The 15,944-nt window shown below is 61.0% G+C and carries 18 protein-coding genes; 9 read left to right on the forward strand and 9 right to left on the reverse strand.

What is annotated here, in order from left to right; genetic code table 11:
* On the forward strand, positions 1-154 hold a 154-nt coding region (locus tag NW862_RS10025; protein WP_414427148.1), incomplete at its 5' end, for a transposase.
* A gap of 21 nt (positions 155-175) precedes the next feature.
* Here NW862_RS10025 and NW862_RS10030 read toward each other — a convergent pair.
* Both NW862_RS10030 and NW862_RS10035 read right to left on the reverse strand, forming a co-directional pair.
* Positions 176-1,231, reverse strand: a complete 1,056-nt coding sequence (locus NW862_RS10030; protein ID WP_414333307.1) for a permease — start codon at positions 1,229-1,231, stop codon at positions 176-178.
* Positions 1,232-1,311: 80 nt separating this feature from the next.
* Positions 1,312-2,448 (reverse strand): citrate synthase, encoded by a 1,137-nt coding sequence (locus NW862_RS10035; protein ID WP_414333309.1) that lies wholly within the window; start codon positions 2,446-2,448, stop codon positions 1,312-1,314.
* A gap of 280 nt (positions 2,449-2,728) precedes the next feature.
* Here NW862_RS10035 and NW862_RS10040 point away from each other — a divergent pair, with 280 nt between their 5' ends.
* A complete protein-coding gene (locus NW862_RS10040) occupies positions 2,729-3,208 on the forward strand; it encodes a hypothetical protein (protein ID WP_414333310.1) in 480 nt (159 codons plus the stop codon).
* Between the two features lie 86 nt (positions 3,209-3,294).
* Here NW862_RS10040 and NW862_RS10045 read toward each other — a convergent pair whose 3' ends face one another.
* Positions 3,295-4,509 (reverse strand): anion transporter, encoded by a 1,215-nt coding sequence (locus NW862_RS10045; RefSeq protein WP_414333368.1) that lies wholly within the window; start codon positions 4,507-4,509, stop codon positions 3,295-3,297.
* 249 nt (positions 4,510-4,758) lie between these two features.
* Here NW862_RS10045 and thrB point away from each other — a divergent pair, with 249 nt between their 5' ends.
* Positions 4,759-5,685 carry a homoserine kinase gene (thrB, locus tag NW862_RS10050; protein ID WP_414333312.1) on the forward strand — a complete coding sequence of 309 codons (927 nt, stop codon included), beginning with the start codon at positions 4,759-4,761 and terminating at the stop codon, positions 5,683-5,685.
* Positions 5,686-5,706: 21 nt separating this feature from the next.
* Here thrB and NW862_RS10055 read toward each other — a convergent pair whose 3' ends face one another.
* From NW862_RS10055 to NW862_RS10070, 4 genes are all read right to left on the reverse strand, one after another.
* Positions 5,707-6,246, reverse strand: a complete 540-nt coding sequence (locus tag NW862_RS10055; protein ID WP_414333314.1) for a diacylglycerol kinase family protein — start codon at positions 6,244-6,246, stop codon at positions 5,707-5,709.
* On the reverse strand, positions 6,230-6,721 hold the full coding sequence (gene ybeY, locus NW862_RS10060) for an rRNA maturation RNase YbeY (protein WP_414333316.1): 492 nt from the start codon (positions 6,719-6,721) through the stop codon (positions 6,230-6,232). The genes NW862_RS10055 and ybeY overlap by 17 nt, the downstream gene beginning before the upstream one ends.
* 25 nt (positions 6,722-6,746) lie before the next feature.
* Positions 6,747-7,445 carry a bifunctional 4-hydroxy-2-oxoglutarate aldolase/2-dehydro-3-deoxy-phosphogluconate aldolase gene (eda, locus tag NW862_RS10065; protein ID WP_414337166.1) on the reverse strand — a complete coding sequence of 233 codons (699 nt, stop codon included), beginning with the start codon at positions 7,443-7,445 and terminating at the stop codon, positions 6,747-6,749.
* A gap of 118 nt (positions 7,446-7,563) precedes the next feature.
* Complete coding sequence (locus NW862_RS10070) at positions 7,564-8,082, reverse strand: HNH endonuclease (RefSeq protein WP_414333320.1); 519 nt, start codon at positions 8,080-8,082, stop codon at positions 7,564-7,566.
* 175 nt (positions 8,083-8,257) lie between these two features.
* On the opposite strand from NW862_RS10070, the gene NW862_RS10075 reads away from it, so the two are divergent.
* The 5 genes from NW862_RS10075 (at position 8,258) to NW862_RS10095 (ending at position 14,144) form a co-directional block, all read left to right on the forward strand.
* Positions 8,258-10,465 (forward strand): glycoside hydrolase, encoded by a 2,208-nt coding sequence (locus NW862_RS10075; RefSeq protein ID WP_414427142.1) that lies wholly within the window; start codon positions 8,258-8,260, stop codon positions 10,463-10,465.
* Positions 10,466-10,484: 19 nt separating this feature from the next.
* Positions 10,485-11,435 carry a prolyl aminopeptidase gene (gene pip / locus NW862_RS10080; RefSeq protein WP_414367937.1) on the forward strand — a complete coding sequence of 317 codons (951 nt, stop codon included), beginning with the start codon at positions 10,485-10,487 and terminating at the stop codon, positions 11,433-11,435.
* A gap of 279 nt (positions 11,436-11,714) precedes the next feature.
* Positions 11,715-12,236: a PDZ domain-containing protein gene (locus NW862_RS10085; RefSeq protein ID WP_414333325.1), complete on the forward strand. Its 522-nt coding sequence runs from the start codon at positions 11,715-11,717 to the stop codon at positions 12,234-12,236.
* Positions 12,237-12,243: 7 nt separating this feature from the next.
* Positions 12,244-12,552: a hypothetical protein gene (locus tag NW862_RS10090; RefSeq protein WP_414333327.1), complete on the forward strand. Its 309-nt coding sequence runs from the start codon at positions 12,244-12,246 to the stop codon at positions 12,550-12,552.
* Positions 12,553-12,557: 5 nt separating this feature from the next.
* Entirely contained in the window at positions 12,558-14,144 is a 1,587-nt protein-coding gene (locus NW862_RS10095; protein WP_414333328.1) for a hydantoinase B/oxoprolinase family protein, read from the forward strand.
* On the opposite strand, the gene NW862_RS10100 is transcribed toward NW862_RS10095, so the two are convergent.
* Positions 14,081-14,473, reverse strand: coding sequence for a thioredoxin family protein (locus tag NW862_RS10100; protein ID WP_414333329.1), 393 nt, complete (start codon positions 14,471-14,473; stop codon positions 14,081-14,083). The genes NW862_RS10095 and NW862_RS10100 overlap by 64 nt on opposite strands.
* Positions 14,474-14,507: 34 nt before the next feature.
* The gene (locus tag NW862_RS10105; RefSeq protein ID WP_414333331.1) at positions 14,508-15,248 is read right to left on the reverse strand and encodes an NnrU family protein; all 741 of its coding nucleotides are present in this window, start codon (positions 15,246-15,248) and stop codon (positions 14,508-14,510) included.
* Between the two features lie 71 nt (positions 15,249-15,319).
* On the opposite strand from NW862_RS10105, the gene psb27 reads away from it, so the two are divergent.
* Entirely contained in the window at positions 15,320-15,721 is a 402-nt protein-coding gene (gene psb27, locus NW862_RS10110) for a photosystem II protein Psb27 (protein ID WP_414333333.1), read from the forward strand.
* Positions 15,722-15,944 lie beyond the last annotated feature (223 nt).

Genomic DNA, 15,944 nt, shown 5'->3' on the forward strand with positions numbered 1-15,944 from the left:
AGTGTACTGGGGAAAGGCTAAGCTTTGGCATGATTCTAAGTGCATTGTCTCATGCGGCGGTGCACCTCTAGAAATTGTGAAGCGATATATCCAGAATCAGTCAGGAGGCGCTATCCCTCCCCACCCGGGTGGGGAATCCCGCGCCTTACGTTGAGCAAATGCAGGAGCAGGCGAGTTAACTGGCGCAGTAATTGATGGCCAAAGCCCCTACTAAAGTGAACTGAAAAGTCAGGAGCACCAAGTAGAAAATGGCGCGGGGCCTGAACAAAGTCAGCATCAAGCCAATGGCCTTCAAGTCCACCATCGGCCCAAACACCATAAAGGCCAACAGGGATCCCGGCGTGAAGGTGGCGGCAAAGGAGAGGGCAAAAAAGGCATCCACCGTCGAGCAGATAGAAATGATCCCGGCCAGGGCCATCATGATCAGGATCGAGACCAGTTCATCTTGGCCATAATTTAGAACAAACGAACGCGGGATCACCGTCTGCACAAAGGCCGCCATCGCCGAACCCAGGATGAGCACGGATCCCAGCTCGCGAATCTCTCTAGCCCAGGTTTGCAGCAGCAACAATCCCTTTTGCCGCCAAGAGAGAGCAGGGGCAGCGGCCAGCGCTGCCCGATACACCTCTTCGGCAGTCTGCAGAGTGGCCAGGGATCCGCCAGCAGCCCCTTGAGCATGGCCCTGGGATCCAATCCAAAAGGTGCCCCCCTGCAACAACGGCGAGCAGGAGGTGCTTTTCAGAGCTGCCTCTTGGCAGCGGTTGCGCTGCAGCTCTCGCCAGACCGCCGGTTGCAACAAAGGCTCCAGATCTTTTTGCACGCTGAAGAGCAAGCCGATGGCCACCGCAATGCCAAAAGAAAAAAGAACCCGGTAGACCACCAGCTCCGGCATGCTGCGAAAGGCAATCCACGTGGAGAAGATCACGACCGGGTTAAACACCGGCGCTGCCAACAAAAAAGCCACCGCCACATAGGGTGGGATCCCTTTGATCACCAGTTGCCGGGCCACGGGCAGATTGCCGCATTCGCACACCGGAAAAAAGAACCCCAGGGCGCCACCGGCTACCGCGCTGCCGATTTTGCCTTTGGGTAGGAAACGAGCCAACTGGGATCCCTCTACGAACACGGCCATCAGCCCGGAGAGAAACACCCCCAAGAGCAAAAACGGCATGGCCTGCACCACAATGCTCAAGAAGAGGGTGAACCCGTCTCGCCAAAGGGGAGAATCCAAAGGGCTCAACGCACCACCTCACACACGCATTTGGGCTCTATTGAGTTTGGATCCCGGCCCAGTGCTCTGTCAAACCGCTCTCAACCCCGCTCCTCGATGGGGATGTAGCGTTGCTGGCGTTCACCTGTGTACACCTGGGTGGGTCGGAAGAGCCGATTATCCGACAACTGCTCCCGCCAATGGGCCAGCCAACCCGCCACCCGGGCAATGGCAAATACCGGCGTAAACAAATCTTCCGGGATCCCTAGCTTGGCGTAGACCAACCCCGAGTAGAAGTCCACGTTGGGGTAAATTCCTTTGGGCCCCAGCAGCTCCGCACACACCCGCTCCACTTCCAGGGCGATGTCGTAGTACTTGTCGTGGCCGTAGCGCTCGAACAGCTCCTCGGCCAGCCGCTGCAGAATGGTGGCCCGCGGATCCTTCACCTTGTAAACGCGATGGCCCATGCCCATGATGCGCTCTTTTTTGGCCAGCTTCTCTTCGATAAACGAGCGCACATTTTCCACCGAGCCGATTTGCCGCAACAGCCTCATCACCTGTTGGTTGGCCCCCCCATGCAACAGCCCCGAAAGGGTGCCCACCGCCGTGGCCAGGCTGCTGTAGGGGCTGGCCAGGGTAGAGGCGCTTACCAGCAGGGCAAAGGTAGAGGCGTTGACCGTGTGTTCGGCGTGCAAGATCAGACAGGTATCGAAGATGCGGGCCAGCCAGGGATCCGGCTTCTTGCCGGAGAGCATGTAGAGAAAATTGGCGGCATGATCCAGGCTGTCGTCGGGGGGGATGGGATCGTTACCCTGGCGCATCTGGTGAAACATGGCCACCATGGTCGGCAGCTTGGCGAGCAGACGGGTAACCGTGCCAAACACATAGTCGGGATCCGCCTCCCGCACCGGATAGAACATCCCCAAGCCTGCCACGCAGGTTTGCAGGGCATCCATCGGGTGGCCCGACTCAGGAAACGACTTGATCATGTCGCGGATGCGGTATTTGACCCGCCGATGGCTGCGGACGGCCTGGTCAAAGTTGTTCAGCTCGGATTGCGTCGGCAGCTTGCCGAAGATCAGCAGATAGGCCGTCTCCAAAAAGGTGCTGTGGGCCGTCAGTTCCTCAACGGGAATGCCCCGATACTCCAGGATCCCTACCTGGCCATCGACAAAACTAATGTTAGAGCGCGTGGCCGGAACGCCTTCTAGCCCAGGCTTGTATTCGCCATCCGCCATAGTCGGACCCTTGGAAGTTCCCAAATGATGAATCGAGGGTTGCCAAAGCTGCCTGGAGCCCTTGTTTCTCTCAGGCAACACTGACCCCGCTTCGCTACAGTAAAGCAAATTTTGGATCCCTGCAGCCAACCGCTGACCTCGCCCAGAGCTTGGATCGGACTGGGATCCGCTTCCTATCTTGCAACAGCCCCCGCTGCCCGAGGCAAGAGTTGTTGCTATTGTGAGGACGACCCCCTGGTCGAGGGCGCTCGACCGCAAACCCTGCTTGGAGATGGCCTCGATGTCGAATACGGCGCAAACTCACCCCGTCCAAGGGCTGGAATACGTGGTGCTGGGAGTGGCCACCTGCTTCCAGCGAGATGAGGACGGTCACCTGCGGGAAGTCCTGGTGGCCGAGCCGTTGCCCGCTGCCGCCTTGGACTGCCTGGCCCAAGAGGGCCGCAGCACTTCCTATTGTCTCCTCTACGCCACAACCTATGCCGAGATCGTGAACAACGGGACCCCGACTTTGCCCGCCGATGTCTTCCCGGCGGGGGTGGTGCTGGGAGAAGATTTTGTGGAGCGGCTGCAAGCGGCGGCCCGCACCTATCGCAGCAAGCCCCAGTTTCGCCACATCCCCCTGCACCAAGTTTGTACTCCCGAGCGGGGGGCGTTTAAGCTCAACCACAGCCTCGAGCCGCGACGGATCCTCAATACGGCAATGGAAGTGAAGGATGCTGACAACATCAAGCAGCACCCCCACACCCACCAACAGCTCTGAAGGAGAGGCTGCTGGTGCCAGCGCAAGGACGGCAACACCAGTCATCACACCCAGGGATCCCGACAAGCTGGATCCCTGGGCAGAAGTTACCTGAGCGATGGAGAAGGCAGGAAGGGCTGGCCCAGCCACAGCCCACTGAAGCCCAGCGTCAGCAGAGTCAGGGGCAGACCCAAGCGCAGATGCTCCCCAAAGGAGAGCACGTACCCTTTTTTGGCGGCTGCCTCAACCGTGATTAGATTGGCTACTGCCCCAAACAGGGTTAAATTGCCCGCCAACGTGGAGCCGGCAGCCAGCAACAGCCAAGTGGTGGTCTCCTGTTGGGGAACCAAGGATTGCAGCAACAACACTGCCGGCACATTGGAGATGATGTTGGATAAAATGGCTACACCGATCAACAGGGCGAGGGGGGATCCCACCAGCCTCTCTGCCAAAGGCCCCAAGCTCATCCCCCAGAGGGCTACCAGTTCTCGCGTTGCCCGCGTCAAGATAAACAGCCCGGAGAACATCACCAGCAAATTCCAGTCCACCTGCCCCAGAAATCGCTCCGGCTTCAGCCTGCGGGTAATCAGCAACAGGGCCGCTGCCACCAAGGCCGATTCGGCCAAGGGAAGTCCGGCTATGAAGGCCACAAACAGCCCCCCCGCGATCACCAGGCTCTTGCGCAATAGGGGCGGGTAGAGGCGCAGCGGCAGCCAAGGCACCTGGGCAAAGGGTTGCAAGGAGCGCACCTGGGGGTAATAGAGCCACAGCAGCCCCACCTCCAGCAGCAGCCCCACCACGGCAATGGGCGTCATCTTGCCGGCAAACTCCAGATAGCCGATCCCAGAGAAAGAGCCGATCAAAATGTTCTGTGGGTTGCCGCTCAAGGTGGCGACGGATCCCAGGTTGGTGGCTGCCGCCAAGCCCAACAGGTAGGGAATCGGGTTTAACCCCAACACCGTTGTGACCTGCAAAGTGAGGGGAGTAAACACCAGGGCCAGGGTATCGTTGAGCAAAAAAGCCGAGAGCAAGCCGCTGCCAAACACCAGCATGATCAACAGGCCAAAGGGGCTACGGCTCACCCGAATCAGGCCCAGCAAAGCCAACTGGAAGGCCCCACCATAGGACAAGCTGGCATTCACCACCATCATGCTCAGGAGAAACACGATCGTGGTGGGGTCAATGGCCTCCCAAGCCTGCCGCAGCGACAAGGTCCCCAAGCCAATGAGCAAGGCGGATCCCACCAGGGCAATCGTGGCCCGGTTCATGCGCAACCGGGGCAGGGATCCCAGCCCCAGCCCGAGATAGCTCAAGCCCAACACCAACCAAGACAGTTTCTGCAGGCCTCTGCCCCCTCCTTTTTGGATCCCTGCTGGGTTGAGCCAATGGCCGGAGTGGAAACAGGCCCGCTATGCCCAGCACTCAACTCATAGGTTACAAGAATAAAAAGCTTTTCAGGACAGCCCGGAAGCTCGTCAGGCTGAGTAGTCGTGGGGATCTGGCCGTCGTTCATAGGATAATGGGAGCCCGTAGACCTTGAGTTGCCCATCGTTCACTGAGGAGCTGTCCCCTTGGTCAAAGAGCGAGTCGAGGTGATCGTCCCGGCCACCACCGCCAATTTGGGGCCGGGGTTCGACTGCATTGGTGCAGCCTTAGAGCTCTACAACCACTTCCAATTTCGGGAGATCCCCTCTGGCCTCAGCATCCACTACCGTGGCAGCGACCACATCAGCCAGAGCAAGGACAACCTGGTGTACCGGGCCTTCTGCCGCGCTTTTGAGTTGCTGAGTAAGCCCGTGCCGGGGGTAGAAATCGAAATCACCCTCAACGTGCCCCTGGCGCGGGGGTTGGGCAGTTCTGCCACCGCTATTGTCGGCGGCTTGTTGGGAGCCAATGCCATCGGGTCGCTCAACCTAGCTCCCGAAACCCTCCTACAACTGGCCATCGCCCTGGAAGGCCATCCAGACAATGTGGTGCCCGCCCTGCAGGGCAGTTGTCAGCTCTGTGTGCAGGGGCAGCAGGGGCAATGGGTGTTTTGTCCGGTGGATTGGCACGAAAGCATTGGCATCGTGGTTGCGGTGCCCAACTTTAAGCTTTCCACCCAAGCAGCCCGCGAGATCCTGCCCAAATCCGTCAGCTTGGCGGATGCGGTTTTTTCCAGCAGCCATCTGGGTCTGCTCATTCGCAGCTTGCAGTCGGGCCGGGTGGACTGGCTGAGGGTGGCCCTGCAGGATCGCCTGCACCAGCCGGCCCGCATGGAGCTGATCACCGGGTTCAAAACGGTTCAAGCTGCAGCCATAGCTGCCGGGGCCTATGGGGTGGTGATCAGTGGAGCCGGCCCCACCCTGTTGGCCCTCTGCGCCCCCGAAAATCGGGAACGGGTGGGAGCCGCGATGGTCAGCGCTTGGGCCCAGCTCGATATTGAAGCAGAAGCCAAACCGCTCAGCTTGGATCGGCAGGGAGGACGGGTGGTGATCCACTCCCAGCCGGCTGGATAAAAAACTCTCTCTCCAAGCTCCTCAGGCTGGTGCTGGGAAGCCATCCTGCAGCAGCAGCAATAGAGGCGGGAGGAGGAGCCAAGCCGCCACCAGCAGGGATGCCACTGCTGCCATCAACACCGCTGCCGCGGCGCAATCTTTGGCGATCTCGGCCAAGGGATGATATTTGCTGCCGAGGGTGAGATCCACCACTGCTTCCAGAGCGGTATTCACCAGCTCCAGCGCCATCACCAAACCGCTGGTCAGGCTGATCAGGGCCATTGCCGCAGCGCTCAGCCGCAGGCCCAGCCCAAGGCCGAAGGCTACCGCCGCCACCGCCATGTGAATGCGGAAGTTGCGCTGGGTGCGGATTGCATAAGCCAAACCCTTGCCCGCGTAGTAGAAACTTTTGCCCAGGTTGTCGGCCACCTGCCAAGAGGGGGGGCGTCGCCAGGGATCCACCTCCAAAGGCGCGGCATTGGCTGCGGGATCGACCTCAGAGGAAGGCGCTGGAGCGATACCGGTGGGCTTGGAATGGACGCGCCGCCGGAACGCCGCCAGCCGACTAGGACTGTTGGCCATGGCTTACCCCTCCATCCAGTTGGATGGCAGCGAGCAACTGTCGCTGTTGCTGCACCATGTGCTGGAGAGAACGTTCATCCGGGTGATCCCACCCCAGCAGGTGAAGCAACCCATGGCTGGCCAGCCAGGCCAACTCCTGCGAGAGCCGATGCCCTTGCGCTTTGGCTTGTGAGCGGGCGGTGGGCACCGAAATCACAATATCCCCCAGCAGGCGCACCCCCGTGATCTCGTGCAGCTTGACGGGGGCGGGCATCTCCTGGGCGGCAAAGGCCAGCACATCGGTGGGCGCGTCAAGGTGGCGAAACTCGCGGTTGAGCTGGCGAATGTGATCATCGGAGGTGAGGCAAAGGCTGAGCTCGCACGGCTCCTGTACCCCCAGCTCCCGCAACCAGATCTCGAACCAATGGCGCCAAGTGACTTCTTCAACCGGGCTTGGAATGTGGAATTCCAGGTAGAGATCTAGAAACTCTCCCATGCCGGCCTCCCTCACACCACGCACCCTATTCTACCGATTTGCTCAGGTTGGGCCAGTTTTTGTTTCTCTGCTCGGCAAGCTGTTGCAGCGCCTGGCGCAGCCGATTTTCCAGCTTTTGGCAGTCTGGATCCCAATCCTCTGTCGGAAACAGATCTCCGGCAATGGCGACCGCCCAGGCCCCTGCTTGCAGATATTCCGCTGCCTTGGCCAAGGTCACCCCCCCAGTGGGGATCAACGGCAGGGATCCCAGCACCGGTCGCAGATGACGCAGGTAGCGGGATCCCCCCATGCTCTCCGCCGGAAACACTTTGACCGCCGTTGCCCCCGCCTGCCATGCCTTCCAGATCTCGCTGGGGGTAAGGGCACCGGGCACGACGGGCAGTCCCACTTCCCGGCCCCAACGGATAATGCTCTCGTCCGTAAAAGGGCAAACGCAAAATTGGGCCCCCGCCTGCCAAGCCTGCTCCGCCATCTGTCGATGGGAGACGGTGCCCACCCCTATCCAACACTGCGGGTGGTCTTGCCGCAGTTGGGCAATCAACTCCAGATAGCGGGGAACGTGCGGGGTGATCTCGATGTGGCGGATCCCGGCCCGGATGGCCAGAGTGGATCCCTGGAGAGCCTGGTCTGGGCTGCTACAGAGGCGGATCACCGCGATCAGGGGCTGCTGCCACAAATGGAGTAGCCAGTCTCCAAAGCCGCGTTCAGAACCCTCGAATACCATCTGTGGGAAAGTACCCTCTCATTGGAAGGGCTGTCGGGGAACCGGTGGCAAGATCCCATCGTTGGCAATGACCGGAAAAGCCCAACAGCGAGCGTACCGCCTTGGCGATGGGCGGAGGTCACTCTTGCCGGCTTTGGTGCTCACGCCAAAATTGCTCCGCAAAAGCCACTGTTGGGTGGATGGGGGCACGGGGTTTGCTGAGGAGGGGCATATTGGCCTCTTCAGGAGTGCGGTTGCCCTTGCGCTGGTTGCAGCGTTCGCAGGCGGTCACCACATTGTCCCAGGTGTGGGATCCGCCGCGGGAAAGAGGTACGACATGATCCAGGGTCAGGTTATGGGTGCTGCCGCAGTACTGACAGGTGTGGTGATCCCGCCGCAAGACCTCTCGCCGGGTAACAGGGGGCACCCGCCAGGATCGCTCTTTGCCCTTGATGGTCAGGCGGATGTGTTCGGGCACCTCGATCACCTGGCTGGGGGAGCGCACCTTCCACACCGGCACATCCATCATCGCCAGCGGCTCTGCCTTGCCCGTCAGCAGCAGCACAATCGCCCGCCTAATGTTGACCCGGCTAATGGGCAAGTAGTTTTGGGAAAAGACAACAATCGACTGTTCCAGGACGTGGGTAGCAGCAGTCATGACTTAGCTCTTCCATTTGCCGCCATTGTCCTGAGAAATCTGGCGAATGACAAGGTTTTCCCCCAGTGGGCACCATCCAGGTGGAGCCCCACCATTCAACATTCCAGAGTTTCTTACGATCGGGAGCCGGACAGATGGGCTAGTATCCGGGTGATGGTCGGATCCCGTGCCTCCCATGACCTACCCGCTGCATGTTGCCCTGGTTTGGCACCAACACCAGCCCCTCTACAAAAGCCCGCTGGCGGGTAAATATCGCATGCCTTGGGTGCGCCTACACGGGATCAAAGACTACCTGGACTTAATTTTGCTGCTGGAGCGCTATCCCCGCCTGCACCAAACGGTTAACCTAGTGCCCTCTCTCATTGTGCAAATCGAAGACTACGTGGCCGGCTCCGCTTTCGATCCCTATTTGGAGCTGACTTTATCTCCTGTCGAAAAGCTGACCCCGGAGCAGCGGCGCTTCATTGTCGAGCGTTTCTTCGACAGCCATTACCCCACCATGATTGAGCCCTACCCCCGCTACCGCCAGCTCTACGAACAGCGGGAATCGCAAGGGATCAACTGGTGCCTACAGTACTGGACGCCCCAAGACTTCAGCGACCTGCTGGCCTGGCACAACCTCTCCTGGTTCGATCCCCTCTTCCAGGAGGATCCTGAGATTGAGGGCTGGATCAAGATGGGTTCTGGCTTTACCCTGGCGGATCGGCAGCGGATCTACGCCAAGCAACAGCAGATCCTGGCCGCCATCCTGCCCCAGCACGCCAAATTGCAAAGTAGCGGCCAACTGGAGTTGACCACCAGCCCCTACACCCACCCCATCTTGCCCCTGCTGGTGAGCGAGCGCTCGGCGCGGGTGGCCCGGCCCGGCTTGCCCCTGCCCCGCTACCCCTTCCACTGGGAGCAGGATGTCCACAGCCAACTGGAGCGGGCCAAGCAGATCTACCGGGAGCGCTTTGGCCGCGATCCGCGGGGTCTGTGGCCTTCAGAGCAGGCGGTCAGCCCCGCCATCGTGCCCCTGATCCAGAAACAAGGCTTTGATTGGATCATCTCCGACGAGGGAGTGCTGGGCTGGAGCTTGGGCCAACCCTTTCATCGCGACGGGCAGGGCCATATCCTCGAGCCGGAAAAGCTCTACCGCCCCTACCGTCTGGAGAGCGAGGCAGGGGATTTGGCCATCATCTTTCGGGATCACCGCCTTTCCGATCTCATTGGCTTTAGCTACAGCGCCATGCCTGCCGACGCTGCCGCCAAAGATCTCATCGGCCACCTGGAGAGCATCCGCAACCGCCTACCCCAAGACCAGCCCTGGCTGGTCACCATTGCCCTGGATGGGGAAAATTGCTGGGAGTACTACCCCCAAGATGGCCGCCCCTTCCTGGAAAACCTCTATGCCCGCCTCAGCCAGCACCCGGCGTTGCGCTTGGTGAAGGTGTCGGAGTTTTTGGATCAGTTTCCCCCCACGGAGTTTCTGCCAGCCGAACAATTGCACAGCGGCTCCTGGATTGAGGCCGACTTTACCACTTGGATTGGGGATCCCGTCAAAAACCGCGCCTGGGAGCTCCTTGCCCAAGCCCGCCAGGTGATCCAGGATCACCCTCACGCCACCCCCCAGGCCTGGGAAGCCCTCTGGGCCGCTGAGGGATCCGATTGGTTCTGGTGGTTTGGGGCAGGCCACTCTTCCGCCCACGATGCCGTTTTTGACCAGTTGTTTCGGGAACATCTACAGGCCCTCTACACCGCTTTGGGAGAGGCGGTGCCGGCGGCGCTGCAGTTTCCCCTCGAGGATCACGACGGGCTGGGGGATCGCCTGCCGCAGGGGTTTATCCATCCCACCATCAACGGTCGCCCCGCCGAACGGGAGTGGAGCCAGGCCGGGCGGGTGGAGATCGGCGCAGCCCGAGGAACCATGCACCGCAACAGCGTCGTCCGCCGCCTCTGGTACGGGTTCGATCACTTCAACCTCTATCTGCGGCTGGATTTTAACTCGGTGGTGCAGCGGCCCAAGCAATTGCAGGTGCTGTGGTTTTATCCCAACCGCGTTACCGTCAACAGCCCCATTCCCCTGCAGGGGTTGCCGGCAGAAGCCCCCCTCAACTATCTCTACCGCCACCTGTTGAAGCTGTCGCTGCCGCCGCCTGGCACCGGCCAGCATCCCGCACCCGTCGAGGCTCAGCTCTTGCAGGCAGGGGAGTACCATAGCTGGCAGCCCATCAACCATCAGGTGAAGGCGGTGGTGGATGCCTGTTTGGAGGTGGCCATTCCCTGGAGCAATTTGGGCGCCCAGCCGGGGCAGGAGCTGCAATTTATCATCGTGGCCGCCGATGGCGAGACCTTCCAAGAAGGGATCCCCCCCAAGGCCACCATCGCCCTGCGGAGACCTTGAGAATTTGAGAATTTAAGTTATGGCGCGCGATCTCTACCCGCCCATCGAGCCCTACGATCACGGCTTTCTCCCCGTCTCTTCCCTGCACACCCTCTACTACGAGCAGTGCGGCAACCCGGCGGGCAAGGCGGTGGTGTTTTTGCATGGGGGGCCAGGGGGTGGGATCGATCCCCTCTACCGGCAGTACTTTGATCCCAGCCGCTGGCGGGTGGTGCTATTCGATCAACGTGGTTGCGGCAAGAGCCGCCCCTACGCCGAGCTGCGGGAGAACACCACCTGGGATCTGGTGGCCGATATCGAGAAGCTGCGCCAACACCTGGGCATTGAGCGCTGGTGGGTGTTTGGGGGCAGTTGGGGCAGCGCCCTTGCCTTGGCCTATGGGCAAACCCACCCCCACTCCTGCCTGGGGTTTATCTTGCGGGGCATTTTCCTGCTACGCCCTTTTGAGATCCGCTGGTTTTACCAGTCGGGGGCCAGCCACCTGTTCCCCGATGCTTGGGAACATTACCTGGAGCCCATCCCCCCCGAAGAGCGGGATGACCTGCTGGCAGCCTACCACCGCCGCCTCAACGACCCGGATCCCCAGGTGCGGCTGAGAGCGGCCCGCGCCTGGGCCATCTGGGAGGCCAGCACCAGCAAGTTGATCCCCAGCCCTGAGCTCATCGAGCGCTTTGGCCAGGAGACCTTTGCCGAGGCCTTTGCCCGCATCGAGTGCCACTACTTCGTCCATGGGGGTTTTTTGGATCCTGAAGACCAGCTCCTTAGGGGGGTGGAGCGCCTGCGCCATCTGCCGGCTGTGATCGTCCAGGGACGCTACGACGTGGTCTGCCCGCCCATTTCCGCCTGGGAGCTGCACCAGGCCTGGCCAGAGGCGGAGTTTCACCTCATTCCCGATGCCGGCCATTCCATCACCGAGCCCGGGATCCGCACCGCCCTGCTGCAGGCCACGGATCGCTGCGCCAGTCTGTGAGCCGCTGAGATAGCCTGGGTTGGGGATCCCAAGACCTTGAAGAATTGCTACAGGAATGCCGGCAAAACCTTGGGATCCAGCCCCGGAGCACGGCCAAGCCTATCGACAGTCGGCGATTTTGGGTTTATCACTGAGGGAAGAGCGGTGCAGGCTGCCTGGTCGATGGCTTCCGCCACTGGCTCCTTTTGATTGTTGTTAATTGATCTTGGGCTGGTTCCTCCACTCCAGCGTCTTGTCAAAGCAAACTTGTCTTTACTTCGCCGTTTCCAGGGTCGAACCATGCAGAAAATAACTCATCTGTCTAAGCTTGCCCTCGCCCTGCCTGCTTCCCTCTTGCTGGCAGATGCCGTTGTGGCCTACCCCTGTGACTCGGTTGGGGGTGAAGCTTACAACTTCTACAGCCCCACGGTTCAGGTTGACAGTTTCGGGGCTCAGGTGTCGCCTGCTGTCCTAGGCAACGGTTTTATCGGGGTTGCCATCGAAACGGTGGATGGACAGCCAGCTCAAGGTGCCGTCAGTCGTCGCCTGTTTGGCCCCGCGCCTCAAATCCAAGGGGTGCAGGTGGTTGGTCTGCTCCAGGATGGCCCGGCTCAACAAGCGGGTCTGGCCCAGGGAGATATTTTGATTGGGGTGGACGGGCAGCGGGTCACCTCGGTGCAGCACGTCCAGCAAATTATCCAAAACACCCCGGTGGGCCAGCGGGTACCCATTACCTTCCGGCGCGGCGGACAGGTGTTGTCCACGGTGGTGGTGGTCGGCGATGGCCGTGTGTTGCGCCCCTTGATGCTGCAGCAGCAGTAAGCTTCCAGTGAATGCAGATTGGAGTTCAGGATGGGCGGTCTGGGCGGTTTGCGGCCTTAACGGGCTGCTGTTTCTGGCTTTGCTCGCCCTCGTTCCTGTCCTTTTGAGCCTGCGGTCGGCGCTCTGGGTTACGGAGCGGGCCATGGCCGACTGGCGGGAGGCGGCTGAGCGGGCTTTGGCTCCCACGCCGGCTGAGTTGCTGCGCCTACGGGATCGGCTGCGGGAGAATCGCCATACCCTCGACCGCTGGCAGCGGCGTCTCCAGTTTTGGCAAGGGATCCGCAGGGTGGCTGTTTGGCTGGGGCGCAGGCTGTGAGGAGCATGGATAGCGTCTCCCATCCCATCCGGTTGCAGGTGATGGCCAATGCGCTGGCGGGGATCGCCGAGGAGATGGGGGCGCGCCTCATCCGCGGTTCTTACTCGGCCAACATCAAGGAACGGCGGGATTGCTCGACGGCCCTGTTCGACGCTCGGGGAGACTGTATTGCCCAGGCGGCCCACATTCCGGTGCACCTGGGCGCCCTCGCGGAAGCGGTGCGGGCGGTGGTGGCAGCCGGCCCGCGGCCCGGCGATGTGTTCGTCCTCAACGATCCCTACCAGGGGGGATCCCATCTGCCGGATATCACGGTGGTTACGGCCATCCCCGGCCTGGGGGATCCAGAACAAGTCTGCGCCTACGCGGTGAACCGCGCCCACCACGCCGACATCGGGGGGATGCGCCCCGGCTCCATGCCGGCCGACTCTACGGAAATCTGGCAGGAAGGGCTGGTGATCCCGCCGCTGCGGCTGGCCCAAATGACCCTGACGGGGGAGCTGTGCTGGCAGGGCGATCTGCTGCGCCTGATCCTGGCCAATGTGCGCAACCCTGAGCAGCGGCGGGGGGATTTGCAGGCCCAGGTGGGGGCCAGCGCCGTGGGGGTGAGCCGGTTTCGCGAGCTGCTGGCCCGCTTTGGAGAAGAAGAGGCCTGGCAGTTGATCGCCGGGGTGATCGCCTACAGCCGGCGGCGGATGCAGGCCCAGATCCGCGCTCTGCCCGCTGGGATCTACACCGCCTGCGACTACCTGGAGGGCTACGGGGATCCGCCCGAGCCGCTCCGCATCCAGGTGCAGATTGAGGTAAGGGGGGAGAGGCTACGGGTGGACTTCGCCGGCACAGCCCCGGCCACCGCGGGGAACCTGAACGCACCTTTGGCTGTGACCCGCTCGGCAGTGCTCTTTGCCCTGCGCTGCCTGTTGGATCCCACGGCGCCCAGCAATGTCGGCCTGGAGGATCCCATCGAGATCGTGGCCCCGCCCGGCTGCCTGGTGAACGCCCAATTTCCGGCGGCGGTGGTGGCGGGCAACGTGGAAACCTCGCAGCGCATTGCCGATGTGGTGTTCAAAGCCCTAGCCCCGGTGGCCGGATCCCGTGCCATTGCCCAGGGACAGGGCACCATGAACAACTGTGTGCTCGGCAACCGCCACTTCACCTACTACGAAACCCTGGGGGGCGGCCAAGGAGCCAGCCGGCAGCGACCGGGCCTGGACGGCGTCCACGTGGGCATGAGCAATACCCTCAACACCCCCATCGAAGCTCTGGAGCTGGAGTATCCCCTGCGGGTGCTGCGCTACGAGCTACGCCCAGATTCCGGCGGCCATGGCCGCCAGCGGGGCGGCTGGGGGCTGATCCGCTCCCTCCAGACCTTGCAAGATTGCACCCTCTCCCTGCTCACCGACCGGCGCCACCATGCCCCCCAAGGGGAAGAAGGCGGCGAGCCTGGCCAGGTGGGGATCAACCTCGTCAACGGGGATCCCTTGCCCAGCAAAACCAGCCGATCCCTGAAAGCCGGCGATGTGCTCACCCTCTACACCCCTGGCGGCGGGGCTTGGGGGTCAAGCGAGGAGGAGCAGGCACCCGAACCCACATAGCGCAGGTGGGCGAGAAACAACTGCTCGCAGCGCCGGATCACCTCATCACGGCTGGCAAAGTGCTCTAACCTATGCACTTCTTGACCTTTCTCAAACAAAATTAAGGTCGGCAGCGAGCGCACCCGATAGCGGCGCGGCAGCCAAAAATTGTCGTCCACATTCACCCGCAGCACCTTAACTGCGCCGCCCCACTCTGCTGCGAGACGGTCGGTAATCGGCTGAATGAACCGACACAGGCCACACCAAGGGGCGCCAAAATCCACCAACACCAACCCGTCACTTGTCAAAAGTTCTTGATTAAAAGCATCTAAAGCAACTTGCAAGTTCATCACTCCCAGACTAAAGAAGTTGTTTGGGATCATGCTACCAGGCAATTTGGCTGGCTGCAGAAACCATTTGCGGATGGAAAGCATAAAGAATCACTACAAAGCTGAACACCCCTAGGTAGGCCCAGCGCAGAAACTCTCGCGGTTGCAGGTGTTGTCGCCGCTGCAGAATGGCCAAGCCGGGGATCACAGAAGTACGGGCCTTGAGATCGCGGAAGGCCTGGCCGTATTTCCGCTCCAGACGGTGATCCCCGTGCCAGACGGCGAACAGGTGATAGGCCACCAGCCCCAGGGAGGTGACCAGCATAAAACTGGAGCCAATCCAAAGGGAATGGGCCACACACCAGATCACCTGGCCCACCATTTGGGGGTGGCGGGTGATGCGGATGATCCCGGTCTCAAACAGGTGGATCTCCGGCTTCTGAATGGCGGCGATCTCCAGCAAATTGAAGGTAGCCGGATACAAAAAGAAAAACGAGAGCGCTGACAAAAGAACAACGGTGGTGTGGATGCCGGGGACAGCATGGAGATCCCAGAGGATCACCCCGTCGTAGCGATGGTTAAAAAAGTAGATCAGCAACAGCGGCGCCAAGCTGAGGCTGACCAGCGCAAAAAGAAGGCGGTACAAACGGGATCCCAGCCAAGCTTCCCCCCAAGGCCGCAAGTAGGCCAGCCCACTGTGAGCACAGGCAAATCCTAGAATCATGGCCAACATGATCGCGTGGGATCGGTAGGGGGCCAGCTCGGGCGGTAAGTGGCTAAAGAGTGGGAACAGCATCTTTTCAAGAGCTCCTCTGGGGCGTCGCCGTGACTTATGCTTAAAGATAAGTTACATAAGGCAAGCTTCCCATGCTGAAAACTTTTTTTCTACGCCTTGTCGGCCTGCTCCTCTCGGTCATCCTGGTGCTGGGCTGGACGACCGCAAGCGCTCAGGCGGCCCGTCTTACCGGCAAGTACTACGAAGACAGCATGACCCTGATCCAAACCCTGCGCACCGTCCTTTCGGAAGCGGATCCCGTGATGAACCCGGCAGAGGCGCGGGCGGAAGCGATGGAGGCTATGCAAGAATTCGCAGGACGCTACCACGGCCAACGCTACGACAAGCTCCAGTCTTTCACCACCCTGCGCACCGTGTTTAATACGCTGGCCTCCCAGTACCGCACCTCCAACCGACCTCTCAACCCGGAGAAGGTGGAGCGGGTGCTGATGCAACTGGATCGGGCGGAGTTGGCCTTGCGCCGGGAAGGTTGAACTTTTGGGATCTCCCAGATCCAAATCACAGGCAAATTTCCCCCGGTGCAGCCAAGCTGTTGCCAGCTCGCAAAAGTCGAGGTCATCGCCGGCGTTCTTCCAAACCTGAGGAGGAAGGCGCCGCTCTCTCGAGGCAAAGGGCATTTTCTCAGGATTTGGGAGGTTGTTATGGGCACAGGTCGTTGGATCCTGCTCTCGTTGCCGCTGATGGTTGGGGGTGGGG

Source organism: Synechococcus sp. H55.8, from assembly GCF_047462375.1.
GTDB lineage: Bacteria > Cyanobacteriota > Cyanobacteriia > Thermostichales > Thermostichaceae > Thermostichus.

Excerpts from the sequence above, each read along its gene's own strand:
- NW862_RS10035 (WP_414333309.1), bottom strand. The coding sequence starts at position 2,448 with ATGGCGGATGGCGAATACAAGCCTGGGCTAGAAGGCGTTCCGGCCACG.
- NW862_RS10040 (WP_414333310.1), top strand. The coding sequence starts at position 2,729 with ATGTCGAATACGGCGCAAACTCACCCCGTCCAAGGGCTGGAATACGTG.
- NW862_RS10055 (WP_414333314.1), bottom strand. The coding sequence starts at position 6,246 with ATGGCCAACAGTCCTAGTCGGCTGGCGGCGTTCCGGCGGCGCGTCCAT.
- ybeY (WP_414333316.1), bottom strand. The coding sequence starts at position 6,721 with ATGGGAGAGTTTCTAGATCTCTACCTGGAATTCCACATTCCAAGCCCG.
- eda (WP_414337166.1), bottom strand. The coding sequence starts at position 7,445 with ATGGTATTCGAGGGTTCTGAACGCGGCTTTGGAGACTGGCTACTCCAT.
- NW862_RS10070 (WP_414333320.1), bottom strand. The coding sequence starts at position 8,082 with ATGACTGCTGCTACCCACGTCCTGGAACAGTCGATTGTTGTCTTTTCC.
- NW862_RS10075 (WP_414427142.1), top strand. The coding sequence starts at position 8,258 with ATGACCTACCCGCTGCATGTTGCCCTGGTTTGGCACCAACACCAGCCC.
- pip (WP_414367937.1), top strand. The coding sequence starts at position 10,485 with ATGGCGCGCGATCTCTACCCGCCCATCGAGCCCTACGATCACGGCTTT.
- NW862_RS10085 (WP_414333325.1), top strand. The coding sequence starts at position 11,715 with ATGCAGAAAATAACTCATCTGTCTAAGCTTGCCCTCGCCCTGCCTGCT.
- NW862_RS10095 (WP_414333328.1), top strand. The coding sequence starts at position 12,558 with ATGGATAGCGTCTCCCATCCCATCCGGTTGCAGGTGATGGCCAATGCG.
- NW862_RS10100 (WP_414333329.1), bottom strand. The coding sequence starts at position 14,473 with ATGAACTTGCAAGTTGCTTTAGATGCTTTTAATCAAGAACTTTTGACA.
- NW862_RS10105 (WP_414333331.1), bottom strand. The coding sequence starts at position 15,248 with ATGCTGTTCCCACTCTTTAGCCACTTACCGCCCGAGCTGGCCCCCTAC.
- psb27 (WP_414333333.1), top strand. The coding sequence starts at position 15,320 with ATGCTGAAAACTTTTTTTCTACGCCTTGTCGGCCTGCTCCTCTCGGTC.